This window comes from Sutcliffiella horikoshii, assembly GCF_021991925.1.
Classification (GTDB): domain Bacteria; phylum Bacillota; class Bacilli; order Bacillales; family Bacillaceae_I; genus Sutcliffiella_A; species Sutcliffiella_A horikoshii_F.
In genome coordinates this window covers 428,388-454,364 of sequence record NZ_RXZI01000002.1, presented here as the reverse complement: position 1 = coordinate 454,364, position 25,977 = coordinate 428,388, and the positions used below count along the sequence as shown (strand labels likewise).

The window sequence follows — 25,977 nt, the reverse complement described above, 5'->3', positions numbered from 1 at the left end:
ACTTTAATTCTTGTATCCTTCGGGATGTTGTTGATGCCACTTCCAAGCGCTTTGAATCATTTCTTCCATGGAAGAGTGCTGTGGATTCCAGCCTAATTCTTCTTTTGCACGGAGAGAGGAGGCGACCAGTTTAGCAGGGTCCCCAGCTCTGCGCGGGGCAACTTCTGCCGAGATTTCTTTTTGTGTCACCTTCCGGGCGGTTTCGATTACTTCTTTGACAGAAAAACCGTTTCCATTGCCAAGATTATACGTCCCATTCCCTCCACCATTTCGCAGCTTATCCACCGCAAGCAAATGAGCGGAGACCAGGTCGGTGACATGTATATAATCGCGGATACATGTACCGTCTTCTGTTGGATAATCATCTCCAAAAATCATGATCTTCTCCCTCTTCCCGAGTGCTACCTGCAAAATAAGGGGAATCAGGTGGGTTTCTGGTGTATGGTCCTCCCCGATATCCGCTTCCAAGTGAGCACCCGCCACATTGAAATATCTCAAGACAATGAAATTTAATCCGTAAGCAACCGAACTCCATTTCAGCATCCTTTCAATGGCAAGCTTGGTTTCACCGTAAGGGCTTGTTGGATTCGTTGGATCTGTTTCCAGGATAGGGATGTTTTCGGGTTCACCATATGTTGCAGCGGTTGATGAGAAGACAATTCGATGCACTTGATGCTTTTTCATCATTTTTAAAAGGCAAAGTGCCCCGTAGACATTGTTGTCATAATAAGCCAATGGATTTTGGACACTTTCTCCAACAAGGGAATCTGCTGCGAAATGGATAACCGTATCGACTTCATTTTCGTCAAAGACCTTTTCTAAAAAGTCGAAGTCCCGAATATCTCCTTCATAAAAGCGGACATTTTCGTGAAGTGAGCCTGCATGCCCTGTTTTAAGGTTATCAATTACAATGACATCTTCCCCTCTTCGCACCAGGTCCACGACCGCATGGCTTCCAATATAACCGGCTCCCCCGCATACTAATACAGCCATCTATTTATCATCTCCTTAGCCTATATTCAATTCCCTTGCCCCATCACCAATTTCTACTGTGTAAAATTCAGGTACCAATCCGGTTACTTCTTCATATTGCCTTTTCACATTTTTCAGGAACTCATCCAAATGTGCATTCTCCACGAGATTGACAGTACAGCCGCCAAATCCAGCGCCAGTCATTCTAGCTCCTATGGTTCCTTGTTGATTCCATGCTGCTTCAACAAGAGCATCCAGCTCAAGGCCAGTCACTTCATAATCATCTCTAAGGGAACGGTGGGAGTCATTCATCAGCTGGCCAAATCCTTTAATATCACCCATTTCAAGCAAATGTACGGCTTCTTTTGTTCTGTCATTTTCATACACGGCATGTTTTGCTCGCCTTTGGATGACATCATTGGTTAAGTGATGTTTCACTTCTTCAAACTGGCTTGGTGTCAGATCACCTAAAGATTGTATGGAGTGGTGCTCCTGTATTTCCTTTAATGCCTGTTCACATTCTGTTCTTCGTTCATTGTATTTAGAATCTGCAAGCCCACGCCTTTTGTTGGTGTTTCCAATAACGAGGGTAGCATCCTTGAGGCTGATTGGACTGTATGTGTAGGAAAGTGTATTGCAATCAAGCAGCAACGCATGATCTGCTCTCCCCATTCCAATGGAGAATTGATCCATGATGCCGCAGTTTACCTTCATAAATTCATTCTCTGCCTTTTGACTCATCTTCACCATGTCGACCATTTCCACCTGCAAGCAGAACAATGACTTCAGGAGGACAGAGGTAACAAGTTCAATGGATGCAGAGGAGGATAAACCCGCACCATTTGGGATGTTTCCGAAAAATAAAACGTCCAACCCATCATCCGGCTCATAACCATTCTTCACAAATTCGCGGATGACACCTTTAGGGTAATTGGCCCAATTGTCTTTTTCATTGTAAACTAGGTGATCAAGCTGGAAATTAATGATTCCTTCTTCGGGAAAATTCTTGGAATACACGTTCACTTCCTTGTCGTCCCTTCGCCTTGCGATTGCATATGTCCCAACACTTAATGCACAAGGAAAAACATGACCTCCATTGTAATCGGTATGCTCTCCAATCAAATTGACACGGCCTGGTGCGAAAAATGCCCGGACAAGATGAGCATCACCAAACACCTTTGCAAAATCCTTTACTAACCCTTCAAGCATCAAGGGCACCTCCTTTCAATTTAAAGCATCATTTCCCCTTCAAGGATGTCAAGACTGTACCTTCCACTTGAAGCCCTTCATCCTCGCGAAAAGGAAAATTAATAGTACCATCGGCCTCTCCCTCCAGTTCAATGGAGCAGACAAGTAGTTGGTTTAAATAGAGAGAAAGGGTAGAAGTCCTTTTCTTGACCTGAACAAAATGATAAGCAGAAAAATCATGAGCATCAGGCAATGGGTATTCATCCTGCACCTGTTCGGACTCTCCATGTATTTTTGTTTTGAGAATGGATTTTTCCATATCAAATGACCATATCACCTTATTTCCGTTGCTTTGGAGGAATGATAAGAAATGCACCTGTTTCACACCGCTACTTGGAAGAGAGATATTTTTCTCAAAATGAAAATCTGGATGTTGATGCGCTAACAGTCCAGCATTCAAATCACTGATGGATGAAGTAAATCGACCATCATAAGTCGGCACGACAGGGAGCGGCAGTTCACCTTTCACTGGAGGCTCCAGCCATATGTGGTCCCCTTGCCATTGAAAGCGGCCAACCCTGACCCTTCTTTCCCCGACATTCTCTTCAGGTTCATAGCCGTGGTAAACGATATAGTCATCTACGCCATTTGGGCCTTTCACCACGACATGATGTCCCGGCCCATGACATGCCTCATTGGTTTTTAAAATAGGCTCTCCGCCTTTCCATTTCGACCAGCTCTTATCCTCCATCCCATTGTCCCCCATCGGTTTGGAAGAGGTTGCATAATAGACGCCGTACGTATCATCTCCAAAGAAGCCTGCACTGTACATCTGATAGTAAGTACCATCTTTCTTCAAAACAAAAGGTCCTTCATTCCAAAAGAAGCTGTGCTCTTTGTTTCCTTCCCACAAATGCTCAGGAGCGACTACCATGGTTGGATTCCCGCTCAACGTTTCTAAATCTATCATCCGATCGACCACATTTCCGGTTCCGATGACATTGTTTGGCCCCCTGGTGTACTCGTTGCGGACATTATAAAACATATAATAGCTTCCATCCTCGTCCTTGAAAGGGTGGGCATCGATGGACCATTCATCTGTCAGTGGCTCTTTAGCAAGCGTGAATGGGCCTGTCGGGCTTTTACTTTTAGCCACCCCTATTCTTCTTATCTCATCATTCCCGTGGCCATTTTCATTTCTGACGGCACCTGTCACATACATATAAAAAGTGCCGTTTTCATGGATGATTTCCGGCGCCCATAAATCAATCTGAGCCCAATGGTCCTGGTCAGCAGAGGCCTGCAATGCAATTCCGCACGCCTCCCAATTCACTAAGTCCGTTGAGGTATAAACCCTTATTTCCCTTGGTCCTGTATGATAAAGATAATAAGTGCCGTTATATTTAAGTACCGCGGGATCTCCATGGTCCAATCCCGCAATAGAAATAACCGGATTTTGATATGTCATCTTACTTTACCTCACTAGAAAAACGTTTGACGGAACGGCCTTCATTGATTTCCTTGATAATCTCTAAATCTATTTTCGGCTTGCGGTCATAGGTTAATAGCCCGTTTATTTCCTGCTCCACATCTGTCAGCTGGGTGTAGCAAAACCCTTGGACAAGAGGCGATTCCAACAGAGCGGAAACAACATCGTAATAGCGGTTGGCAAAATCCTGGTCATCAGATGCCCCAGAGTATCCCCAGCCTTCCCATTCACTCTTTTTATAGGCGATGCCGCCAAATTCGGATACTTGAATCGGCACTCCATCATAGTGATGGCCAGGTACATAAATAAGACGGCTACCCGGGGTTGCCTCCATAATTTTCTCCACTGTGCTATATCGTTCCTTTAGCACATCCTTGTTGCTTTCATAATCATGGATGGTGCAAATATCGGATTTTGTATGCTCCCAGCCGTCATTGGAAATCACCAATCTGGTAGAATCCAGCGATTTAGTCAGGTAATACATGGCAAGGGTGTGGTCTTGCTGCCTTTTATCTGCCAAAAGCTTTGGGACGCCCCAGCTTTCATTGATAGGAACCCATGCAACGATGGATGGATGGTTGTAATCCCGCTCAATTGCTTTTTGCCATTCATCCGTTATGCGGCGGACGGCGTCTTCGGTATAAGTATAGCTGTTGGCCATTTCTCCCCAAACCAACAATCCAAGTTTATCTGTCCAATAAAGATAGCGGGGGTCCTCAATCTTCTGGTGCTTCCTCGCTCCAGTAAAGCCCATTTCTTTCGTAAGCTCGACGTCTTTACGAATGGCATCATCAGATGGAGGTGTCAAAAGTCCATCAGGGAAATACCCTTGATCTAGAATGAGCTTCATATAATATGGCCGGTTATTCAGCATGACCTTCCCATTTTCAACGGAGACCTTCCTCATTCCAAAGTAGCTGCTCACTTCATCCAAGACAGTCCTGTCATCTTTTAACCTGAAGACGACATCATAGAGATTTGGATGTTCCGGGCTCCACAATCGTCCTTCGTCATGAACATGAAAATCATTTAGAAAGATGGAGCGTAACCCTTTATTATTAATCAATTTAAGAGATTCAGAGGCTACCAGATTCCCTTCAAACGAAATTTCTATGTCGAGGAACTGTGAATCTGAACCCCCATTCACAACATATTCCATCATGATTTCATCTTTATCGATATCAGGAGTCATCTTTACTTTTTCAATATAGGACGACTCTACCATCTCAAGCCATACAGTCTGCCAAATGCCGGTGGTCCTTGTATAAAAGATTCCTTCAGATTTCTCTTTCCAGTATTGCTTTCCGCGTGGTTGATCTAAATCCTGCGTCACATCCTCTACTCGAACCACCAATTCATTCTTACCAGCATCCACCGCTTCGGTTACTTCCAATTGAAAAGGGACATGCCCTCCTTCATGGGAACCGATATACTTCCCGTTCACCCACACAGATGCTCGATAGTCGACAGCCCCGAAATGAAGGATGAGGCGTTTTTGTTCCCATTCTTTCGGGATATCAAAGCTTCTTTTATACCAGACAAGATCATGGAAATCCGTCTCATGGATTCCGCTCAGTTCACTTTGGTAGCTGAATGGGACAGTAATTTCCTTAGTGAACTTTTTTTGAAGATACCATTTTTCCAAAAGCCCCTTGTTTGCGTCATCATAATCAAATTGCCATTGGCCGTTAAGGTTCTCCCAGTTTTTACGGATAAATTGCGGTCTTGGGTATTCAGATCTTGGAATAGACATAATGTAATTCTCCTTTAGTCACGTATTAGGATATCAGGTCGTTGATAATGTCGGCCTTGATGTTCTACTTCTATATATGGCCAGTTGCCGGTATGGGTAAGAAAAGTGTTCTCTTTCTCTTCTACTAAAATCGTATCTTCGGATTTAATCCCACGTATGGCAGGATTCCAGGCATATGCTTGGTGTAAAACAACCTCTTCTTCACTGTTCATGCTAGCTAAATATTCCCGAGAGGCAAAGCCAGTCAATCCACCCTGATGCAAAAGACGCCAATCCTCAGGAAATCCTGCCTCTGCATACGCTTTCAATCCAATCTGAAACACATCCTTCACCTTACTGCCCGGTCGGGTAGCGGCATTCATCCATACATCTATCTTGGCAAGCTTCTCCTTATTTATCTTCAAATGCTCTTGCAGTGGACCAAAGTGTACAAAACGCGTCACATTTGCAACAAGTCCGCCTTTTTCTGCACAAAGGACTAACATTGCATATTTATCAAGCTTTTTCTCGGTAGGGATAGGATGACGGTAATTGTAAATACGTTCATCTGTTGCAACAAGGATCACTTGAGGGTTCACTCCCTCTTTTATCGTTTTTGTTGCGACTAAAGAAGCTATTTCAAACTCTGACATGCCAGGCTGAATTTCCCTTGCGACACCTTCCAGGGTATTTGCTGAGAATTGACCAAGCCAGCGGTATTGTTCCCGTTCCCTCTCAGATAATTGACTCCTGAGCTGCACCAGCTCTGAGGAAGCATCCTTCATGCCTTTCATATTGGTGTCTGAAACCACCTTTTTATCTTTACAAAGCCTGTTAATCAATGGTGTTGTGCTTTCATACCATTCACATTCCACCAGTTCATATCCAAGCCCTTCTAATTCCTCTTCCATGATCCTTCTAGATTCCATTTTTACAGTAATGCAATATTTTTTATCATCCAAAAGCAAGAGATCAGCTACACCATATTCACTGGTATTGACGATATGATTGACTTTTCCCTCTGTAAGCCACGAGAAGTTCTGCCTTTTGCGGACCAAGAGTCCATCATACCCTTTTTGCTGAAGCAAACTTTTCACCTTTTGCTCTGGAGAAAGCGCGGAGATTTGAATGTTCATATAAAGATGTCCCCCCTCTAAGAATATTTTCAAATTAACTGTTAGTAAATTAAATTTATTAACTTGTTTTCATACTACGCTACCAGGCAAATGGTTTCAAGATTTTTCTTAATATTCTATTAAAAATCATCTATTTGTCACTGGACCCACAAGGGTTCCTTCTCCCGGCTTTCCTCCTTTTATACTTGGCCAACCGTCTTCCCATTTCACTTTATCCAACATTAATGGCCTTCTCGTTGTTCCACTGCCAATCCACGGTGTTTCTTTATCAATCGCATGATAAATGATCCAATCCTGACCTTCCCCATCTGTTATAATGGCATTATGTCCCGGTCCAACAAAACGATCTCCCCCTTCTAACAGGAGGGTTCCACTAGTATCCATGATGTCCTTGCCGTCCTTATCAAAATAAGGTCCATTTACTGTTTCAGCACGTCCAACCGCCACTCGATATGTACTCCATTGTCCCTCACAGCAAGAACCCATTGAACCAAAAAAGTAATAATGATCGTCCCGTTTCACAATATAAGGCGCTTCAAAATCAGTTCCCGCAATTTGAAATTTGTCTCCGGTGTAGGTTAAGCCGTCTTCACTTAATTCAATGCCCCATATTCCATGCCAGCTCCCCCAAAAAAGATAGGCCGTCCCATCCTCCTCTACAAATAGCTGCGGATCAATAGAGTTGTTCACACCTATTTCCTTACTATCAAATAACTTTCCTTTATCTTCAAAAGGTCCCTCAGGATTATCTGCTACCGCAACGCCAATAGCTGGGTTTGCATCTCCCCACGTGGATTGAGAATAATAAATATAATATTTATCGTTAAAAAAGGAAACATCCGGTGCCCATATCCCCCCCTCTTCCTTCCAGGCTGGTTTTTCTGTAAATGCCTCGCCCGCATATTCCCATTCTACAAGATCCTTTGAACGTACAATCGGGACAACCCTTGCACCCATTCCGTCTCCCCAATTGTCTTCTGTTCCATACACATAATAATAACCGTCCTCTCCTTCCACAATGGAAGGATCCGCAATTACCGGTTCAAATATCGGATTTTGATATTCCAGTCCTTTCGTTTGGGAAACATTATTGATTACAAGAAAGCTGATCCCAGCTAACACAACCAATATCAGTCCACTACCAATCCACCACTTACGATTCATTCAACTACCCCCTCTAAGAAAGTAAATTTAATTAATAAACTTAATTTAGATAATAACAGGTACTCATGACTTTTGTAAGATATTATTTAAATATTGTGAATAATTCATTTATTATGGAGGAAACTGCAGAGACAGTACAGTTAATCCTCTTTATATTTTTATAATATTTAAATTTATTTGTAAATTAATGTTGCCAGTTAATAATGTATGCGTTATCATAAATCCCAAGATAATAAATTTATTTTACAAACTACTTTTTTAAGCTTGCTGGCTTTGGGTTACGAAACGGACTATTACCGGGAATACGGATGACTTCTCATCCTTCCATAAATTTTTATCCAAAAGAACATAGGGGGTTATGTGATGAAAGGGTTAAAAGTAATGTTCTTGTTACTGATCTGTTCGTCGTTGATATTTGCAGGTTGTAGCAATGGCGCTAACAGTGGCGGGAATGATGGGGAAATTACCTTGGAGTTCTGGAATGGGTTTACTGGTCCGGACGGTGAGGACATCGGTAAAATCATCAACGAGTTTAACGAAGCACACAAAGGCGAGATTAAAATTAACACACAAACGATGCCATGGGGGAATTTTTACGATCAGTATAGAACTGTTGTAACAAACGGAGAAGCACCTGATATTGCTATTATGCATTTAGATTCGATTGCTGGATATGCAAGATACGGGCTGTTGACTCCATTAGATGACCTGGCTGGTGACATAGGTTTAAGTGAAGGGGACTTTATTGAAGAAGTATGGGATGCAGGGGTTTATGAAGACCAGCGATATGGGATTCCATTGGATGTACATCCCCTGACTTTGTTTTATAATGTAGACCTACTTGAACAAGCAGGCTACACAGAAGCGCCAAAAACGTATGATGAACTATTGGAAATGTCTTTAGCAGTGCAAGAACAGACAGATGCTTGGGGAATTGCGATGCCTGTTTTCTGGCCAAGTAATATGATCTTCTATACTTCCTTAATGTCTCATGGAGGTCAATCTGTGAGTGAAGACGGACTTACTCCTCTCTATAATTCACCAGAGGGAGAAGAAGCGCTTCAAAAGATGGTGGATCTTGTTTATGAACATAAAGTATCACCTTCAGACGTTCAAGCTGATGGGGAAGTTACACTATTCCGCCAAGGGAAAAGCGCATTCCATCTGAACGGCATCTGGATGATTGCAGGGTTTGAAGAGCAAGATGGACTTAACTTTGCAACGGCACCAGTTCCGGCTTTCGGAGATCAAGAAGCAGTTTGGGCAGGTTCTCATAACTTTGTTATACCGGCCCAAAAAGACGAAGATCCAGAAAGACTCGAAGCTGCGATGAAGTTTATCAAGTATGTATCCGAAAACAGTTTACAATGGGCAAAAGCCGGACAGGTACCTGCAAAATATTCTGTCCTTGAGAGCGAAGAATTCAAAGCCCTTGAACATCAATACAAAGCATCACAACAAAACTTCGTCTTCCCTCCTGCCACTCCTTTCTATGGAGATGCTTGGGGACCTACAGGACCTGCAGTCGATGAAGCGATGCTAAATCAACTTTCTCCTGCGGACGCTTTGGAACGAGCAGCAAAAGAGGGAGAAGCCAACGCGAAAGAAGCATCACAATAATAATCATCACTAATGTATAAGGAGGGTCCCCCTCCTTATATTCATTATTCATGGGAGAGGGTTGCAAATGAATACATTGGAAGCCAAAAACAGCCAGCCTTTCCGTAAAAGGAAAAGTTGGAAAGAAAAACTAATCCCCTTATTATTTATAGGTCCTCATCTATTCTTTTTTATCATTTTCCTTGCCTATCCAACCTTGAACGGACTTTATATCAGCTTTCACAATTGGAACTTCTTTACCGACATGAGGTTTGCAGGATTGGAAAACTATGCGAACATCCTGTGGAATAAGGATAGCCTCTTTTTTACGTATTTCTGGTCTGCCTTCCGGGCCACATTGCTATTCGTTATAATTTCCGTTCCATTTTTAGTTATCATTCCTTTATTCATCGCAGTAGCGATTAACGCGCGACCTCCAGGGCATAACTTTTTCAGGGCACTATTCTATGCCCCAAGTTTATTTTCTGTTGTCACTGTAGTATTGATCTGGATTTGGCTACTTGATACAAATGCAGGGTTAGTGAACTACTACATAGGGCAATTGGGTCTTGATAATATCCCTTGGCTCACAAGGACTCCTTGGGTATGGGTTTCACTGGTGGTCATGACGATATGGTGGACGATCGGGACCAATATGATTCTGTTCTTGGCTGCCTTGGGTGAAATTCCGGATCATTTGTATGAAGCAGCAAAAATCGATGGTGCGAACAAGATCCAGCAATTTTTTCATGTAACCTTGCCTGGTTTGAGGGGACCGATGGCCTTTGTCCTGATCATCACGACTCTTGCCTCCTTCAACGTCATGGCACAGCCGCAGCTTGCCACAGGCGGTGGACCAGGGTATGAAACGAGAGTATTAATTTTATATATTTATGAAGTAGGATTCACAGGCGGAAATCCAAGGGCAGGTTTGGCGGCTGCCATGTCTGTTGTGCTTGGACTGATACTTCTGAGTATCAGCATGATTCAATTTAAACTGATGATGAAAGAGAAATAAGACAGGAGGCGAAGAAAATGGCAATAAAAGATAAATCATCCAAAAGATTCAGTTTCCTCTTTTTATCTATCGCGGCTCTATTTTGGATCATCCCTTTCCTTTGGGTCATCTCCACATCTTTAAAGCCTGAGAGCCAAGCGATATCCTGGCCGATCCGCTGGATACCGGATACCATTACTTTCAAAAATTTCACAGATGTATTTGCTAGAAATGACGTTCCGATACTACGATGGTTTTGGAACAGTTTTTTCATAGCAACCATTCATACAGGATTGATGCTTTTATTCAATTCCATGTCTGCATATGCCTTTGCCCGCCTGAAATTTAAAGGGAGAGACGTGTTATTTTGGGCTTTGATGGGAACCATGATGATTCCTCCTGTCATGAATCTCGTTCCTTTATATGGACTTGTAAGTTCACTTGGCTGGACCAACAACTATGCAGCCATGATCTTCCCTGGCCTTGCGAGTGTATTTGGCATCTTTCTTCTTCGCCAATTTTTCATTGGAATCCCAATGGAACTCGAAGAAGCGGCGAGAATTGATGGAGCATCAAGCTTCACAATTTATTGGAAGATTATCCTTCCACTTGCTAAACCTGCCTTGATTGTATTGGCCCTATTTACATTCATGGGGAACTGGAATGACTATTTATGGCCATTGATCGTGACTTCAAGTGCAGAAATGAGGACATTACCAGTAGGACTTGCTATCATGCAAGGACAATTCAATATACAGTTTGCCAAGTTGATGGCCGCTACGATTTTCTCTGCCCTTCCGGTTATTATTCTGTTTATTTTTGCACAGCGCTTCCTTGTAAAAGGTATTGCGTTATCAGGAATAAAAGGATAAGCCATGAAGAATGCATGGATTGTTTTTAACCGTTCTGTATTTGAAGGCTATCAACAGCTGGGCACGATCATTAAATTCACTATCCTTTGGTGGCTTTGTATGCTGCCAATCCTGACTTTTGGCCCAGCAACCGCTGGGCTGTTCTCCGTTATAATTAAAAGAAAGAAAGGTCACAGTATAACTGTAAAGGACTATTTCCAAGCAGTTCATCAACACATTGGGATTGGGATGAAGTTATCTCTCCTGTATCTATTTATCATGGTACCTGGAACCGTCTATACTATTATCCTCTTTACAAATGGAAGTGTTGCGGCCAATATTATTGGAATCCTTCTCATATATATACTGATTATATGGAACCTCATTGTCCTGTATATGTTCCCTTTAATGATCATACAGGAAGAGCAAGATTTGACCACCATTGTCAAACAGTCTTGGAAGCTAGTAACGGAGAATTATTCGTTTACCTTTAATATCGCATTATATATTCTAATCACTACCTTTATATGCAGCGTTTTGACCATCATGCTCATTGCATGGAGCGGCTTGTTGGCTTTAATTTCCTATAATTCTCTTTCCTTTTTATTACACAAATATAATCCGAATGAATACAGTTTTGATTATAATGTTAAGTGGAGAGGGTTAATCAGACCTTGGAACAACTAGGAGCTCCACGTGCAGCCAATCGCTTTTTTAAAAGCATTTAAGAATTTTTATAGAATTGAGGAACAAATATGTCTTTTATACCGAAAACTGGTAGCTTTGAAGGAATGAAATCACTTAACAAGTCTGCCATTATGAATTTGATCCGTTTACAGGGACCGATTTCCAGAGCCGAAATTGCAAAACTGACAAAATTAACTCCTCCTACAGTTGGCAGCATCGTTTCGGAACTGCTGGAGGCGGACTTTATTAAAGAAGAAACCGGCTTCGCGAAATCACAAGGTGGAAGAAAGCCGATCATGCTAACCCTTAATTCATCAAACTACTTTATTATTGGCATATATGGATCTGCTGAGGTCATCACCACTGTCATCTCCAACCTTGATGGGGAGATTATTTACAGTAAAGATAGAGAGGTTTGGAATACTCCAAGTGAGGTAGAATTTCTAACCATGCTAAAAGAATGCATTCAAATCACTTTAGATGAAAATGACCTCCTCCACTCCTCCATCATCGGTATCGGTGTGGCCATGCACGGCCTAGTGGATCCAGAGAACGGAATAGCCATTTTCGCACCTCATTTAAACTTGTCGAATATCCCGATTAAGAAGACCTTAGAAGAAAAGTTCTCCATTCCGGTACTTATGGAAAACGATGTAAGGGCTCTGACACTGGCGGAAAGTTGGTACGGTAAAGGCAAAGATGTATCCGATTTTATCTGTATAAGTGTAGGAAGAGGGATTGGTTCAGGCATTGTCCTGAATCATAAAATCTATAATGGCGTATATAACAGCGCAGGAGAGATCGGCCATACCATCGTCGATGTGAATGGTCCCAGATGTAAATGCGGCAACTATGGATGCCTAGAAGCATTCTCTTCAGAGGCGGCAGTGCTCGAGCGTGTCAAGCGCGGCATACGGTTAGGGCGCGATTCTATATTGGCTGCAGAAATGAATGAAGACACCCAGTGGGATATTGAAATGATATTCCGGGCGGCTGAAAAAGGGGACCAACTGGCACTAGAATCCCTTGAGGAATCAGGTCGCTACCTTGGTCTGGCCATCGCCAATTTCATTAATATCTTTACCCCATCTAAGGTTATCTTAGAAGGAAAGCTTTTCGATGCAGGAGATCTCATTCTTTCTCCGATCCGCACCATGGTGGAAAGGAGCACCCTGAAAAGCTCCCCTGGCGCTGAAGCCATTGAATGCTCCACTTTAGGAAAAAAGGGAATGGCCGTTGGTGCTTGCACTTTGGTATTACGGAGTTTGTTTAAACCAGGAGGATTTTAAGTTATTTTTAATTGTGGAGAACGGCATGAATTTTGTTAGTTTGGAAATTAATATGGGCTGTATGGAAAATAACGTATAGTGGATCATAAATCTACAATAAATAGTGCCTGATAAAAATGAAAAAGTGTGGCGGGATATTCCCTTGCCACACTTTTTTCTATTTTATCAGGCTCTTTCTTTCAATTCCACTCTTCTTCTCCAAAAGAACAACACTCCACCAAAAACGAGCATTACCGTTCCAAGTAGCATATTATTATAGGAAGAAGTTGCGGTGAGAGGAAGCTTGTTCCCCTTACCTGGGTTCCCCCCACCTTTTCCAGGTGGTGTCTTATCGTTCTTGCCATTTCCTTTTTCATTGCCTTTGCCCGGGTTTTCGCCACCTTTGCCTGGCGGTGTCCCCGGCTTGTTGCCATTTCCGTTGCCAGGCGGAGGAGTGTTACCATCTCCGTCCCCATCATCCGGGTCCGTTCCTTCCTGTTCTCCTACACGGACAACAACGGTCGTCAATGGCTCAATGGTGATGCTGCCTGAAGAAAGCTCAAAACCAGTCGGCCCCGTTACTCCAGCAACATTAGCCTCGTCCGCATCAACCACTACCACACCTTCCGTTAAGCCCTTCTCTAACGTCAATGTTCTACTAGAGGTATCAGCATTTACGAATGTGTAATACTCCACACCAGCAGTCGACACGCTGCGGTATGCAACAACCAGGTCTTGCTCCTTGATTTCTGGGGCCGTCACCATCGTTACATTTGAATCTACCAACTCACGAGAGCCCAAACGGAAAGCATCCGTTGAACGACGCAGCTCGATCAAGCCTTTCGTGTAGTCACGGGTCACGTTATTGACAGGGTATTTCTCCGCATCTGTCGCCTTTTCCCAATCAAAACGATTGATGATATCCGAGGAATCATAGGAATCGTGAATGAAATACGGATAGACGAACGGGTTGCCATTAGCATCCGTCATATACGTAGACTTGTATGGCGCTTCCGTTGCCTCCGCTCTCCATTGCTTCGTACGTCCAAATTCCTGTCCGGCATGTAAGAACGCCGTCCCTTGAGACGTCAACACCATTGCATTACCCACTCGGATACGCTTATGGATTTCCAAATCGTTTTCCGCAATTTCTGGATCTTTTTTAATCGATTGGGCGATGACATCGTATAGCGTCAGGTTGTCATGCGCTTCGATGTATTGCACCACATCACCTGGTTGATCCGCTTCAAAGTTATACGGCTGTGCTTTAATGTTATCGAAAATTTGTTGCACGTTACGCGCGCCACCTGTGATGAAGCGGGGCTGTCCTTCGCTTCCGAAGCCAGATTTCAATTCGTTACGGAATTCGTCGGAGAAGCTTCCGACCGCTTCCGTGTCTTTCATCCATTGCTGGTCGGCAGCCTGGACCGGTTCGCCCTCGTCCCCAGCAAATGTTACCCACCCTTCCCCGATCATCACAATATTCGGGTTCAATTTTTTCGCTTCGTCAAAAGCGATCTGGATACTTTCTGCATCATGGTCTCCCATCATGTCAAAACGGAATCCATCCACTTTGTACTCATCGACCCAGTGCTTGATGGAATCCACCAGCACGCGGCGGGACATTTCATGTGTCGTTCCTAGGCGACCGCCACCGAAGCTTGTTCTAGGAGTTCCATCCGCATCCATGAAGTGGTAGTAGTTTGGTACAAGGTCTTCGAAAATGTGGACCTGTGCCGTATGGTTGAACACCACATCGAGCACCACACCCATATCGCGCTTATGAATCTCGTTGATCAGATTCTTGAATTCTTTAATTCTCAATTCCGGATCCTCAGGGTTCTCCGAGTACATACCGGATAAGGAGAAATAACTGTGAGGGTCATAGCCCCAGTTGTAATTCGTCCCTGTTGAAGCATACTCTAGCATGCGCTCCCCAGACTTAAATTCATTGCTAAAGTAATAACTCATCACCGGCAACAATTGAATGTGGGTGACGCCAAGCTCCTGAATGTAATCCAGTTTTTCTACAAAAGAAGCAAATGTACCGAACTGTGCTTTCAGGTCCTCGCCGATATTCGGGTCGGATGTGAAGTCGCGTACATGCACCTCGTAGATGATGGTGTCTTCGCGCTTTTCAAAGCCAGGGATGTCAGCATAATCAAGCTCAGGCCCAATGGAGCCGATGTCCACTATCGCCGCTTTTCCGACCTTGTCTCCCGCTTCGTTGTTCCATGCTGCCATTGATTTGGCATACGGATCTAACGCTAGATTCGTTACATCACCATGCGTAATTTCATAATGATAATAGTAGCCTTTTAAACTAGTTAAGCCTGTATTTTCCTCTGATAGCTTGACAGACCAAACACCACGGTCCCCTTTCGCCATCTCAATCGTGTCAACGATCTCGTTCTGGTCATCCTTGTCATAAAGTACCACAGACACATTGTCCGCTTTTGGCGACCATACTTTTAACGTGGCCGTTCCGTCTTCATGCAATTCTGCCCCAAGCTTGCCGTCATAGGCATACATTTCATCTATCAGTTTCCAACCCGATTTTACAGAAATAGTCCTGTCGCCATATGTCACGGCAAATGGTATCTTTTCCAAATCAAACTCACCATGTACATGTACCGTTTTCGGGCCTTCAATGGTCACATCCGTGAAGGACACATCGTTCCCATCAACATCCTTTATTACTAATTGCTCTTTTAATTCTTCTACATTTAATCCATCTGTCTTGGTAAAAGTAAGGCTAATCAGTTTGTCTGACAAGACCTCTCCGGAAACAAGCGCCAATGGTACCGTTCCATAAGGGTTCGTGTAGACCTTATCCTCGCCCTCTTTTACAAAAAGTTGGTTGTATTGCTTCAGCATATCAAAACTCATATCTCCTGTTTGTCCCCCTGTTTGTTTGTTAACAAAAAGGAAGCCGATTTTGTTTGCATCTTCTTTTAACTTGATGTCGTAATAAGCACCGTATTTTCCAATTCCTGCAGCATCCGCGGCACCGTTCGGCCAGCCGTCAGATGGCGACTCGACATCCTCCCAGTTCCATAAACCCCAACCGTCATAGTCGGCGTTCGTTCTTTCATAATGAATGCGGACCGTATTTGCCGGTAGGTCCACCGGCTCATATAAGAATACTTCATCAGAGCCTTGCTTGATCCATACTTCATTTAGGTCTGGACTGAACAGCTCGACCCCTTTATCTCCGCCGTCCTTGTCCCCGTTTGTTCTGTTCAGGACTAGGAATCCAACGTTTTGTGCACCACTTTTCAGCTCTACATCAATATATGCACCATAATCCGTGACATTTCCAGCTTCAAATGGTGTACCGCCTGATGGCCAGTTGTCAGAAGGTGCCGCCACGTCTCCCCATAGCCATAAGCCAAGGTTTTCGTAGCTGTTGTCTGTGCGTTGATAATGGATGCGAAGCGTGTTTTCGCCGATTTCACCCGGTTCCGTTGGCTCTTCCTCTACAGGCGGCCCTGCTCCTTCCACTTCAAGCAAGACAGTTCCCCCATCTTCCATCGCTGGAATCGTGAAGGTTACTTGTCCATTTTCATTTGCTTGGTACTCCTGATTAGAATAATGATCGGTCACCACTGCTTCGGAGGAACCAAAGTTAAGGGTAACGTCTCTTGCTGTAGCTGCTGTATTCAATCCTACATATACAGAATTCTCTCCATATGTGCGGGAGAATACCAAGAATTTGTCACTATCAGATCCCGCTACCTTCTCACGGTCCCCTTTAGCAAATGTGTTTGGATTTTCGTTACGGAACGCAAGAACTTTTTTATAATGCTCTAATGTTTCATTGCCTTCCACGTCGTCCCATGGCATATTCTGACGGTTGGTATAATAAGGATAATCGTTCTTACCAGGCAAGCCCAGCTCTTCCCCATAATAGATGACAGGCTGTCCTTTTGCCGTCAGTTGAAGGGATGCTGCCACTTGGTACTTCCCAAGGTCGCCACCCACCAGTTCAAGGAAACGGTCCTCGTCATGGCTTCCTAAAAATTGACCAAGGGTTGCTGTGTTATTCAATTTGCTATTGCGTGCCTCGAGCTTTTGCTGAACCGCTTCTAGTTGTCCGTTTGCAAAATCACGGGCATAGTTCTTAAACTCAAAATCTAACAAGGAATCCATCATTCCGCTGTTCAGGTAGCCTTGGTCGTCATTGACATTAGCTCCCCATGCTTCCCCAATCAGCTTGTGCTCTGGCATCTCTTTTGTCAGGGCATTTTTAAACGCCATCCAAGTGGTGTCTTCCACGTGTTTAACCGTGTCAACACGGAAATAGTCAATCGTGTTGCCTTTTGCCGTTCTGGACTTTTCGATCCAGTCCGTCTGCCATTGAACCACCTGCTCACGGACATCCGCATTTTCCGTTAGAAAATCCGGTAGGCCAGCTAGCTCGCCTCGGATTGTATCCGAACCGCCATCTCGAAGCATTCCGTCAAATCGCGCACGGTCTTCGTCTGTCGGGAAGTTCGCCACACTGCTGCTGTCACCAGGTTTCAACCCGTAACCTGTGTGGTTCAGTACGACATCGACCATGATTTTGATTCCGCGTTCATGTGCCTTGTCAATCATTTCATGGAAGTCATCCATGGAACCGAAATGCGGGTTCAATTTCCCGAAATTATCCGCCCAATAGCCATGGTAAGCATAATATGGCGTATCCGGTCCGTCGGTGTGTCGCACGTCATATTTAATGTTATCGACAACCGGACTGATCCAGATCGTATTGATTCCAAGCTCGTCCAGGTAATCAAGTTTTTGTGTGATCCCTTTAAAATCCCCACCCTGGTATGTACCAGATTTGCTTGTATCATAGCCAATTCCATGTGGGTCATTGTTAGAGGCATCCCCATCAAAGAATCGGTCTGTCAGCATAAAATAAACCACCGACTGATCCCAATCAAAATCCGCCTCTTCACCAGTGAAGGTGCGTGCCTGAACCTCGAGGGTTGCAGAGCCTTCGTGGCGATTTCCGAATTCATCTACCGCTGTTATCGGCAAGGTTTTCACACCTGCTGTTACACTCTGTTTGACCGCGACTGTTAATTCATTCAGTGCAGGATCGATGGCCACTTTCTCTTTGCCGCCGATTTCTGACAGATTGATAGATAGTTCACGGATTTTTGTTCCTGCTTCCGATTCCACATCCACCGACACTACTGCGTTTTGGTTGTAATCTACTTTTTCCGGCGTAGTAGATGCTGTCAGTGTAACGTCGGAGGTAACATACTTCACAACAGACTTTCCATCCACCGTGTTATATGGGTCACTTACTTCCTTTGTCTCTCCATCCACTGTCACCAAATAAGTATATTCATGCTCGCCTATAGGAAGGTCTTTTACTGTATAAGTAAAACGCTCCTTATCCTGCTCGGCGTTCATTTCGTATGTTTCACCTAAAATCGCTAGCTCGACCTTTTCGACCTTGTCCATTTCACCTGCTGCGTACAGGTCTTTATCACGGAAAAAGAAATCTGCGCTTCCGTCCGCGACCACAGGTGCGCTTCCATCAGGAACTTGCGTGAATGTTTCCTGCTGGCTTATTACGTGAACTTTGGTGATGTCATCGTTTTTGTTGACCTTTATCTCACGATCCTTATCCACGTCCTTTTCTTCCCAATTTCCTTTTCGGATAATAAAACCGACTTTATCCGCATTATTACTAACTGCAATGTCGGCATATGCCTTTCCATCCTTGAATTCTGTAAAGTCTATCTGGTCATCCTTCACACCAGTCCCCCAGACCCACAGATTCCATCCTTCATAATTCCCATCAGGCCGTTCATAGCTGAACACTATCTTCTTATTTCCAGTTTCGGCTACCGCTTTAGTAGGTAGGTACCCCGCAAACATGGACACAACAAGTAGAGCGGAAAGTAAAACAGCCATTCCCCTTTGAACCCTTCTCTTCATATCCCTGCCCCTTTCAATACTATGATTTTCTTGTCTTGCTAAAATGCGGAAGCGTTTGCACAAAGTTGCACAGAAAAATAATTAGCTTGGTGTTGGTGATGTTTCTATAAACGTGAAATCGTTTGCGCAAATTTGCACACATTGATTCCCAAACATCTAGCAAACTATGCCTTTCTATGCAAACGCTACCAACCTATCTAGTATTAAAGATACTATGAGTTTTCTTAATAATCAATAACTTTCTGGGCGTAACTGCTTTTATCCGACTAAAGACCTTGGCTATTAAGGCAGAACTCTATATTGTAAGGCCCGCCCATGTTAGAATTACTCGTAAAAGGTTATACTAGATAAAAAATAACCACTGGAGGTGGATCAAATACAGAACCTGGTGGATGAGTTAACTATTAATCTCTCTCTTCCTTTCACCTTAAAGGATGCTTTATCTTTTAAAACAAAAGAAGACCTACACACCTTGCGCAAGAATTATGGGATTGAGAATGCAAGCAGCCTGAACAAGGGACCGCTAGTTGACTTGTTGGCGGAGGAGATCCCCAAGCGTTTGGAAGATCTTCTTTTGACTTGGGATGAGCATCGTATGAAAATCCTGAAAGGACTTGTCTTCCATAATGGGCAAGCTTCCACTGAAACATTGGAAATCCATCAACTCTATTTCTTTCAAGCTACGGGCTTCATTTATCTAGTATCAGAAGAAGGACAAAATAAGCTTGCCCTCCCATCTGACCCTAAATTGACTGAGGCCTTAAAAGATATTTTAATGGATCCAACATGGTCTTCTATCACGAAGCAAAATACAGAATGGATTAAGGTTACCCATGGGATGCTATATTATTACGGCACGCTAAGCGATGATCAGTTCTTCCATATGATAGAAGAAGAGTTGGTGGAGATGAAGGATTTTCGTCGCTTCCTCTACACCATTAAGGAAGCGGAGCTCTATTATAAATCCCATTATCATGATGAACACGGTTTTTCCCATTATGAAGTAATGCAGCCTAAAATGATATTAGAGCAGCAAGAAATGAGACCGAGCCAGAACTTTTATCCTTTTACCAAAAAAGAGTTACTCCGTGCAGGGGAAGAAGGTTACGTCGAACGGACAGCGAGTTTTAAGAAGGTCTCTGCCCTATTAAGGAAAGAGTGTTCCCTTTCCCAAAAGGAAGCAGATCTCCACACTATAGAATGCCAATCCATGTTTAAGCAGGGATATATGCCAAATGAAGTAGTAAGAGTAATGTCTGAAGATGTTGTGTTTGAAAGCATGGACTCTGCCAAGATAGTCATAAATGAGTTGATGCATTTTTATAACAACACGAAACAGTGGTTCCTGAAAGGGTATGCTCCCCATGAAATTACTTCTGATAAGCCTACAGTAGCACCTTCTCGGAACAACGTGGTAAGTTTTGACACTGGAAAGAAAGTGGGAAGGAATGACCCTTGTCCTTGTGGGAGTGGGAAGAAGTATAAGAAGTGTTGTGGGAATTGATAATTGAATGCCCCCCACCGCCGACAAAATACGACAAAAACACTCCATAAGTCCTATGTCCTTACACCTCCTAAAAGACTACAATAGGTATGTACTTTTCATAAATCATGGAAAAAGGCAAAACTAGTGAAAGCTAGTGACGCAAAACTAAAGGGACTTCCGTTTGCCTTCCGTGGTGAACCAGTTAGCCAGTTACCCGCACCAACCTCCGTTGATTTATGAGCGAAAAGGAGGTCCTGCTATGAAGACCGTAAGAAACTTACAGTACTTCTGGCATACTATGCGAGCCCATTATTTCACGGTGATTGCCAACGATTGTCTGGATAAAGACATGAAGCATCAACTAGTGGAAAAAGCGGAAGCACATAAGTCAGAAGCCATTCAATGCAGAACGAAGATTCAAGATTTAACTTGTTAGATCTTGAGAAGCAGCAGCTAAGATAAACAGATTGAAAGAGGCCCTGGGAATTTTGGGCCTCTTTGTTGATTTTAAGGTTGTTTTAGGGATTGAGGAAGTGTGTCGAATAAGTGGGGTATGTGTCGAACGGCTCGTATATTTTTTTAATGGAAAATAAATTTGGCCTAACGGAAAATAAATGATGTTGAATGGAAAGTATTTTTGGCTAACAGAAAATAAACTTCCGTTAGGGGGAAGTTACGCAGGATGAAAGCTACAGAAAGTTCCTAAACTATCATTTTATTACCCATTTCACAAAAAAGATGGCAGAGAAGTCTCCCTCTCTGCCATCTTTTTGTTCATTAACATTAGATATGCTGTTCTGTCACTTTTGGTTTGCGCGCAAATGCCATGATACCTGCAATCAAGTAAAGAAGGGCTGGAATGAATCCCAATCCAAATGTCCCGACTCCGATGACAAGTGCAGCCAAGATCAGCATGACTCCCGCAAGCACTGGCTTTTTGTTGCCTTTTAGAGCGATGATAGCAATTACACCAAGGATTAAAGAGAGAAGTCCTACTGCGATCCAAGTCGGGCCAGCTAATGCCAGCATGTCCATGAATGCCGCCATGTCCACTTCTTCCACCGCCGGGTCGGTTGCCATTTCTTCCTCCATCATCTGTGTAAACTCAGGACTGGACAAGCCGAAGTTCATCAATAATCCAAAAAGTGCGGTAATCCCACTGATGATCACTGCGATAACAGTCATTACTATTTCTGCTGTACGTTTCATTTTTTGTTCCTCCTCTTGTTTATGTAGTTGTTTTATTGCTTTAGTAGTTTATACGGATAGTAGCCATGGTTAGTTTCAAAAAATCCATGACAAAATCCTATCAACAAGTATTAATTTTATCATGATGCCCATCAGGATAAAATAGTAAAATATTATATTATTTTCCCATAAAGCGAAAATGGTAAATAAATCCTGTAAATGTCCACTTTTCTCTAACTTACATAAACCTACTTATTTCTGCATCTATTCGATAAAAACATCCAGTAATCTAGCAATAATTTGCGGAAAATGTTGGATTTTTTGTTGTTTATATCATGTTAATAAAAGGTATTTTTCAACTATAGATGTTTAATCGGAAAAAGATGACAAGGGGGAAGTTTAAATGAAAATTAAAGTGAAAAGCTGGAGAATGTTAACGGCACAGGACAAGATGTTTATTTTAAAAGCAGTTAGCCGCCAGTCCCAAGTAAAAGTTAGTGCGTAAGAAACGGATAGTCAGGTAAAGCGCAGGTCTCTCTTCCAACTTCTATCCTCTGGTATTTAGCTTCGTTATGTTTACCTTTAAGAGTACGACCATCGAGTTCATCTGCTTTTTTGTGACCTGTTGAAGAAAGCCAAGTGCCGGAATATCATTACGGTACTTGGCATTTTTTGTGTTGGCGTTGGAATCTACACCTCGTAGAGTTCAATTGGCAAGCCATCTGGATCGGAAAAGAATGTGTACTTGTTGTTAGTGTATTCGTCTATTCTTTTGGGTTCCACCTTTACCCCTTTTCTTCCAACTCCTCTACTGTCGCTATGATATCTGAAGTTTTAAATGCCAGGTGGCGGAGGCCCTGCGCTTCGGGATAGCTTGGCCTTTTCGGAGCATTAGGAAAAGAAAATAGCTCAAGCTGGGTACCATCGGGGAGGCTAAGATCCAGTTTATAGGAGTTCCGCTCCTCCCTATACACCTCACGGATGATGGGGAACCCCATCAGATTGGTATAAAAATCTTTGGATTTTTCATAGTTGGAACAGATGATGGCGATATGGTGTATGCCGCTCAGATTCATTGGAATGATCCCCTTTTTATCCTACCTTATCAAAAACAAATAGAAAAGGACAGTTTTCACTGCCCTCCTTTGAGGTGTAAACAATTCCTTACACTTTTCACCATTCACTTAGCAATGACCTTTGCCTCCAATGTTGATACTTATTCCAAAGAGGTTGATGTTGACATTGTTCTTGCACTTTTTGCAATGGCACTTTTCTTTATGCTTTGGTTTACAGTGTATTTTATGGTTATGGTTATGGTCATGTCTTGAACTTGCGTAGTAGTAGCATTTCATATGTTGTTGCACCTCCTTTTAAAGGGAGAAGAGTCGGAGACCCGTCTCTCTACCTTTTCTATTATTCTATGAATAATGCGTTGGGATGCATGGACTTGTGTCCTATTGGGTGTGTGGAATTTGATAGATTAATAGAAAAAGCAGAGAGATTACCCTCTGTCTTAATGATTCGTGAATTCCTGAGTGCGTGAACCCGACCTGCTCGTTCCGCTCATATTTCACAGGTTATCGCCATATATGTAGTGATGTGGTCATTACTTTTGGAGGTTACTATGTGGTTGATATTGATGGGACTTTTATTTTTATATTTTGTGGTGCAGGGGAATATATGGGGGATCATGGTGGTGATTTTGATGACTGCTGTAGCACTTCCAGGGATTGGTAGGAGAAAAACACATGATTTAAAGCGGACCTCGCCTATACAGAGATCTAAAACGGAAGAGAAATATAAACAAGGCGACATATATGGCATCTATACAGACCCACTTGCCCTACACCACCAACAGCAGGAACGAATGGAGCTTGAACGGAATGGAAGAGAGAGGATATAGAGGGAGAGCTCTTCCGCTCCCGCCACCCTTCTATTAAGTGGGGAAGAAGCGGAAGAACTGTCCTTTTATTCTACTGGCACATACTTAAACGTATCACTTGCATCAATGATCATGCCATCGTTCAGCCAGACGACGTATTCTTTTACTCCGAAGTCATTTCTATTGCTGATGATGGTGTTAACCTCGAGGCTACCATTTGATCCGTACACCACAAAGTTGCTTCCACTTGTGCCATTTGTTGTCACCTTGTACCTGCCAGAGGGAATATCAACACCAACGACGAAGTAGCCGGCAGGAAGAATTTTAGGAGCATCCTTCTTTTCCTTGATACCACCAACAATGGTATCAAGTTCGGCTTGTTTCCCGGCAATCTCTTCTTTTAAGGAAGTAAGGTCGCCATTCAAGCTCTCCAGTTCAGCCTCTACTTCTTTCCTTCCCTCCGCTAACTCTTTTTCCAACTCTGCCTCAATATCGGAAAGCTTACCATTTGCCTCGGTTAAGTCGTCCTCAATCTGTTTTTTGTCTTTGATCAGTGCTTCTGTAGCGCTCTTCTCATCTTGCAAGGCGGAAATCTCCTCTGCAACACCCTTCTTGGCCTCTTCCAGTGAAGCGATTTCCTCCTCGATATCAGTCTTCTGCTGATCACGGTCCGCTGCCATTGCTTCTATTTCTTGATCGATTGTACGGAGCTCCAACACTTTTTCCTCCAACGTTATCTTCGCCCCACTAGTGCCAATCGCCGCACCAATAAAGAAGATCAATACAGCTCCTACCACCATGCCAACAATCTTTAATACTTTCTTTTTATCCAACTTGATTCCCCCATTTCCATGATGAATATTCACTACAGCGGTCCTACGGGGTAGCTACAAAATGAAGTTCATATCATTATATGGGGGAATCTAGATGGTATTCTTCTTCCATTTTTATTTTATGGTATCAAGTAGAAGTTGCTATTGTGATATACCCATCAAGAAAAGTTGATTAATAAACAACTAAGAAAAGCACCCAATCTATCAACTGGTTTTCTTCGTTTAATCGAACGTTTGTTTAAATAAAGGTATTTCTGAAAAACAAATGGAAAGGTAAACGCGCCAAAAAATATCGGAAGAGAACTTCAAGTGGGGACGGAACTTTTGCTGCTTCGCCATCCAAGCAAAGGAGCAAAAGTACCGTCCCCACATCCACACTACATCAACTTTAAAAAACTCTCCCCAAATTCCGGTTGTTCCACGTCTAAATATTCTGCGATGGTCGCTGCAATATCTGCCATGGTATCTCTGGTTCCTAGATCGACTGGAGATATCCCCTCTCCCACAACTAGTATCGGAGTTTGTTCGCGGGTGTGGTTGGAGTGGCCAATGGTTGGGTCGTTGCCATGGTCGGCGGTGATGATCAGTAACTCCTCTTTCCCTAAAGTGGGGATGAACGCAGCAAGAAACCGATCCACCTCTTCCAGTACTTCTTTGTACCAAGTACTGTCTTCTTTGTGACCGGCAAGATCTGTTTCCTGGACATTCACAAGGAAGAGAGCCTCTTCTTTTGTTGTGTTGTACTTATCCTGGAAATGATGTAACACCTCTTTTGTTTCGACCACACCGTCTGCATAGCCACCCGCCTGGATGACATCTGCCGTTTTTCCAATCCGGAAAACTGGTAGCCCCTTCTTTTCCGCAAGATAGGCGAGCTGTTTCGTGCTGTCGACACCATAGCCGAGATGCAATACATGATAGCCCGGGCCGTAGACTTTAGCTTTTGGTGAGTCCACTCCCCATTGTCCCGGATTTTTTTCCTGGACGGTGGATAGGATGATTTCGGTGGAGGTTGTCGTGTTGCCGAAGACGATGACCCTGCTAGTGTCTACATTGCTTCGCACCACTTTTCCAATTTCACAGGCATCCTCAAAAGTAATCTGGTTAAGGTCACATACCACGTTGATGATATTGCCGAGCTGAGATTCGAGATTGTCTCCAATCACCACGGAACCCTCCACTAAAAGGACAGGCACTCCCTCTATTGGATATTCCACTTTATACTCGTTAGCCTCCAAAGCTTCCTTCAATCCAGGGGCAATGTCCTTCATCAATCTCTCTTGAGGCCTGCCTGGCTTGCTACCCATCAACTCCTGATGGCCCATATAGGTGTCCGCCCCATAATGGGCGAGATTGCTTTTTCCATGTGCCGCAATAGGCACCCCAGTACCATCCGCTATTTTCTCCAGTCCAAGCCTTTGAAGGTTGGGAATCTTTAAATCTACTGTTTCACAAATGCTTCTATACGTGTTTGCTTCCATGTCCTCCGGTTTGACAGTCTTGCAATCTTCCATTGCACCTACTCCAAAACCGTCCAGGATCAATAGTGTGACTTTCTTCATCGC

18 protein-coding genes, 1 pseudogene and 1 riboswitch are annotated in these 25,977 nt (G+C 43.4%); of the genes and pseudogenes, 8 read left to right on the top strand and 11 right to left on the bottom strand.

From position 1 onward, the window contains the following. Positions 1-3 precede the first annotated feature (3 nt). The 6 genes from galE to EKQ44_RS07590 form a co-directional block, all read right to left on the bottom strand. Positions 4-993, bottom strand: a complete 990-nt coding sequence (galE, locus tag EKQ44_RS07615) for a UDP-glucose 4-epimerase GalE (RefSeq protein WP_237662954.1) — start codon at positions 991-993, stop codon at positions 4-6. 15 nt (positions 994-1,008) lie between these two features. Beyond that, on the bottom strand, positions 1,009-2,181 hold the full coding sequence (locus EKQ44_RS07610) for a galactokinase (protein WP_237662953.1): 1,173 nt from the start codon (positions 2,179-2,181) through the stop codon (positions 1,009-1,011). Positions 2,182-2,209: 28 nt separating this feature from the next. Beyond that, positions 2,210-3,628, bottom strand: coding sequence for a glycoside hydrolase family 43 protein (locus tag EKQ44_RS07605; protein ID WP_237662952.1), 1,419 nt, complete (start codon positions 3,626-3,628; stop codon positions 2,210-2,212). Between the two features lies 1 nt (position 3,629). Then, on the bottom strand, positions 3,630-5,402 hold the full coding sequence (locus EKQ44_RS07600; RefSeq protein WP_237662951.1) for a glycoside hydrolase family 2 protein: 1,773 nt from the start codon (positions 5,400-5,402) through the stop codon (positions 3,630-3,632). 14 nt (positions 5,403-5,416) lie between these two features. Then, entirely contained in the window at positions 5,417-6,517 is a 1,101-nt protein-coding gene (locus EKQ44_RS07595) for a M24 family metallopeptidase (protein ID WP_237662950.1), read from the bottom strand. A 126-nt stretch (positions 6,518-6,643) separates the two neighbouring features. Then, a complete protein-coding gene (locus EKQ44_RS07590; RefSeq protein WP_237662949.1) occupies positions 6,644-7,681 on the bottom strand; it encodes a family 43 glycosylhydrolase in 1,038 nt (345 codons plus the stop codon). Between the two features lie 363 nt (positions 7,682-8,044). Here EKQ44_RS07590 and EKQ44_RS07585 point away from each other — a divergent pair, with 363 nt between their 5' ends. The 5 genes from EKQ44_RS07585 to EKQ44_RS07565 all read left to right on the top strand — a co-directional run bounded on the left by EKQ44_RS07585 (position 8,045) and on the right by EKQ44_RS07565 (position 13,104). Then, a complete protein-coding gene (locus EKQ44_RS07585) occupies positions 8,045-9,301 on the top strand; it encodes an ABC transporter substrate-binding protein (protein ID WP_237662948.1) in 1,257 nt (418 codons plus the stop codon). A gap of 67 nt (positions 9,302-9,368) precedes the next feature. Then, positions 9,369-10,298: a carbohydrate ABC transporter permease gene (locus EKQ44_RS07580; protein WP_237662947.1), complete on the top strand. Its 930-nt coding sequence runs from the start codon at positions 9,369-9,371 to the stop codon at positions 10,296-10,298. 17 nt (positions 10,299-10,315) lie between these two features. Further along, the gene (locus EKQ44_RS07575; RefSeq protein WP_237662946.1) at positions 10,316-11,149 is read left to right on the top strand and encodes a carbohydrate ABC transporter permease; all 834 of its coding nucleotides are present in this window, start codon (positions 10,316-10,318) and stop codon (positions 11,147-11,149) included. A gap of 3 nt (positions 11,150-11,152) precedes the next feature. Next, positions 11,153-11,815, top strand: coding sequence for a DUF624 domain-containing protein (locus EKQ44_RS07570; protein ID WP_237662945.1), 663 nt, complete (start codon positions 11,153-11,155; stop codon positions 11,813-11,815). Positions 11,816-11,883: 68 nt separating this feature from the next. Beyond that, positions 11,884-13,104, top strand: coding sequence for an ROK family transcriptional regulator (locus tag EKQ44_RS07565; protein ID WP_237662944.1), 1,221 nt, complete (start codon positions 11,884-11,886; stop codon positions 13,102-13,104). 165 nt (positions 13,105-13,269) lie between these two features. On the opposite strand, the gene EKQ44_RS07560 is transcribed toward EKQ44_RS07565, so the two are convergent. Then, positions 13,270-19,023, bottom strand: a complete 5,754-nt coding sequence (locus tag EKQ44_RS07560; RefSeq protein ID WP_237662943.1) for a pullulanase — start codon at positions 19,021-19,023, stop codon at positions 13,270-13,272. A gap of 472 nt (positions 19,024-19,495) precedes the next feature. Between EKQ44_RS07560 and EKQ44_RS07555 the strand changes: the two genes are divergently transcribed. Together EKQ44_RS07555 and EKQ44_RS07550 are read left to right on the top strand one after the other, a co-directional pair. After that, positions 19,496-20,527: an SEC-C metal-binding domain-containing protein gene (locus tag EKQ44_RS07555; protein ID WP_237662942.1), complete on the top strand. Its 1,032-nt coding sequence runs from the start codon at positions 19,496-19,498 to the stop codon at positions 20,525-20,527. Positions 20,528-20,633: 106 nt separating this feature from the next. Next, positions 20,634-20,727, top strand: a riboswitch (cyclic di-GMP riboswitch). Between the two features lie 41 nt (positions 20,728-20,768). Beyond that, on the top strand, positions 20,769-20,945 hold the full coding sequence (locus EKQ44_RS07550; protein ID WP_237662941.1) for a hypothetical protein: 177 nt from the start codon (positions 20,769-20,771) through the stop codon (positions 20,943-20,945). A gap of 347 nt (positions 20,946-21,292) precedes the next feature. Here EKQ44_RS07550 and EKQ44_RS07545 read toward each other — a convergent pair whose 3' ends face one another. Both EKQ44_RS07545 and gloA2 read right to left on the bottom strand, forming a co-directional pair. Further along, entirely contained in the window at positions 21,293-21,718 is a 426-nt protein-coding gene (locus EKQ44_RS07545; RefSeq protein ID WP_237662940.1) for a DUF4064 domain-containing protein, read from the bottom strand. A gap of 669 nt (positions 21,719-22,387) precedes the next feature. Beyond that, positions 22,388-22,773: pseudogene (gene gloA2 / locus EKQ44_RS07540) on the bottom strand (SMU1112c/YaeR family gloxylase I-like metalloprotein). Between the two features lie 548 nt (positions 22,774-23,321). Here gloA2 and EKQ44_RS07535 point away from each other — a divergent pair. Continuing rightward, on the top strand, positions 23,322-23,600 hold the full coding sequence (locus tag EKQ44_RS07535) for a hypothetical protein (protein WP_237662939.1): 279 nt from the start codon (positions 23,322-23,324) through the stop codon (positions 23,598-23,600). Between the two features lie 65 nt (positions 23,601-23,665). Here the strand turns inward: EKQ44_RS07535 and EKQ44_RS07530 are convergent, their stop codons facing one another. Both EKQ44_RS07530 and EKQ44_RS07525 read right to left on the bottom strand, forming a co-directional pair. Next, positions 23,666-24,412: a coiled-coil domain-containing protein gene (locus EKQ44_RS07530; RefSeq protein ID WP_237662938.1), complete on the bottom strand. Its 747-nt coding sequence runs from the start codon at positions 24,410-24,412 to the stop codon at positions 23,666-23,668. 377 nt (positions 24,413-24,789) lie between these two features. Next, a complete protein-coding gene (locus EKQ44_RS07525) occupies positions 24,790-25,974 on the bottom strand; it encodes a phosphopentomutase (RefSeq protein ID WP_237662937.1) in 1,185 nt (394 codons plus the stop codon). Between the last annotated feature and the right edge of the window lie 3 nt (positions 25,975-25,977).

Coding starts and splice junctions, on each gene's coding strand:
- EKQ44_RS07545 (WP_237662940.1), bottom strand. CDS start 21,718: ATGAAACGTACAGCAGAAATAGTAATGACTGTTATCGCAGTGATCATC.
- EKQ44_RS07575 (WP_237662946.1), top strand. CDS start 10,316: ATGGCAATAAAAGATAAATCATCCAAAAGATTCAGTTTCCTCTTTTTA.
- EKQ44_RS07595 (WP_237662950.1), bottom strand. CDS start 6,517: ATGAACATTCAAATCTCCGCGCTTTCTCCAGAGCAAAAGGTGAAAAGT.
- EKQ44_RS07600 (WP_237662951.1), bottom strand. CDS start 5,402: ATGTCTATTCCAAGATCTGAATACCCAAGACCGCAATTTATCCGTAAA.
- EKQ44_RS07525 (WP_237662937.1), bottom strand. CDS start 25,974: ATGAAGAAAGTCACACTATTGATCCTGGACGGTTTTGGAGTAGGTGCA.
- EKQ44_RS07610 (WP_237662953.1), bottom strand. CDS start 2,181: ATGCTTGAAGGGTTAGTAAAGGATTTTGCAAAGGTGTTTGGTGATGCT.
- EKQ44_RS07580 (WP_237662947.1), top strand. CDS start 9,369: ATGAATACATTGGAAGCCAAAAACAGCCAGCCTTTCCGTAAAAGGAAA.
- EKQ44_RS07560 (WP_237662943.1), bottom strand. CDS start 19,023: ATGAAGAGAAGGGTTCAAAGGGGAATGGCTGTTTTACTTTCCGCTCTA.
- EKQ44_RS07535 (WP_237662939.1), top strand. CDS start 23,322: ATGTGGTTGATATTGATGGGACTTTTATTTTTATATTTTGTGGTGCAG.
- EKQ44_RS07570 (WP_237662945.1), top strand. CDS start 11,153: ATGAAGAATGCATGGATTGTTTTTAACCGTTCTGTATTTGAAGGCTAT.
- EKQ44_RS07565 (WP_237662944.1), top strand. CDS start 11,884: ATGTCTTTTATACCGAAAACTGGTAGCTTTGAAGGAATGAAATCACTT.
- galE (WP_237662954.1), bottom strand. CDS start 993: ATGGCTGTATTAGTATGCGGGGGAGCCGGTTATATTGGAAGCCATGCG.
- EKQ44_RS07585 (WP_237662948.1), top strand. CDS start 8,045: ATGAAAGGGTTAAAAGTAATGTTCTTGTTACTGATCTGTTCGTCGTTG.
- EKQ44_RS07605 (WP_237662952.1), bottom strand. CDS start 3,628: ATGACATATCAAAATCCGGTTATTTCTATTGCGGGATTGGACCATGGA.
- EKQ44_RS07550 (WP_237662941.1), top strand. CDS start 20,769: ATGAAGACCGTAAGAAACTTACAGTACTTCTGGCATACTATGCGAGCC.
- EKQ44_RS07590 (WP_237662949.1), bottom strand. CDS start 7,681: ATGAATCGTAAGTGGTGGATTGGTAGTGGACTGATATTGGTTGTGTTA.